Source organism: Modestobacter sp. SYSU DS0904 (assembly GCF_054051115.1).
The window spans coordinates 1-1,020 of sequence record NZ_JBJHAQ010000080.1 but is presented as its reverse complement, the minus strand read 5'-3'; the positions used below and the strand labels follow the sequence as shown (position 1 = coordinate 1,020).

Sequence of the window (1,020 nt, the reverse complement as noted above, 5' to 3'; positions counted from 1 at the left end):
AGCTGGGCGTAGACGATCTTGCCGTCAGCGTTCAGCTCCGGGCTGGGGTAGGAAGCGACGAACACGGTGTCCGCGGCATCGCCATAGGCGAAGACCCGGTCGGTGCTCGGGTTCTTCTCCTCGACGAACGCCGCCTCGAACTCGGTGGACTGGTAGTAGGTGAACCCGCGGCGGACGGCGAGCTGGTCGGCACCATCGGCGTCCGCGGAGACCGTGGCCTCGTCGACGCTCTTGGTGGCCTTGTCGTCCTTGGTGGCCATGTGGGCCCAGTCGCCGACCAGGATGTCGTCGCCCTTGTCGCCGAAGTAGAAGCTGTACTCCGCGACACCGCTCTTCAGGTCGTTCTTGACGAAGAAGCGGTTGTCACGCTTCACCATCAGCGTGTCGGTGTTGTTGGCCACATACTCGCCGGCATCGGTGAAGTCGATGTCACCGGACTTGATCGTGGTGCCATCAGCCTCGTAGACAGCCGGGTTCAGGTTGCGGCCAGCGCCGTCCCAGTTCCCGACCAGCACCTCGTCGCCGGCGTCGCCGTAGAAGAACTCACTGTCGGCCACACCGGACTTCAGGTTGTCGTTCTTCACGAGGAAGTGGTTGTTGCGGCGGATGGCCAGGCTGTCCTTGCCGTCGCCGTCCCAGTCACCAACCAGCACCTGGTCGCCAGCGTCGCCGTAGGCGAACACCGTCTCGGTGATGAACTGGTTGGTCTGGTTCGGAACGAAGAACAGGTTGCCGCGGCGGACCATCGGCAGGTCGGTGCCGGTGTTGTACCAGTCACCGAAGTAGACCTCGTCGGTGGCGTCACCGAAGACGTTGATCTTCTGAGCCTGACCATCGGCGTTGAGCGCACCGGACAGGAAGTAGACGTTGCCCTGGCCACCCACCGGGTTGCCCTGGGCAGCGGCCGGAGAGACCGCGCCAGCGACAACGCCGACCGACAGACCGGCGGTCAGGATGCCGACCGAGATTGAACGCTTGCTCATGGATCCTCCATCAGTCGCGCCCCGTGTTGGGCGACTG

General features: G+C 64.1%; 1 protein-coding gene. It reads right to left on the bottom strand.

Annotated features, from left to right (window positions below; all coding sequences use genetic code 11):
- Positions 1-983 (bottom strand): hypothetical protein (locus tag ACI79U_RS21410; RefSeq protein ID WP_457072403.1); only part of this gene is annotated, 983 nt, incomplete at its 3' end.
- Between the last annotated feature and the right edge of the window lie 37 nt (positions 984-1,020).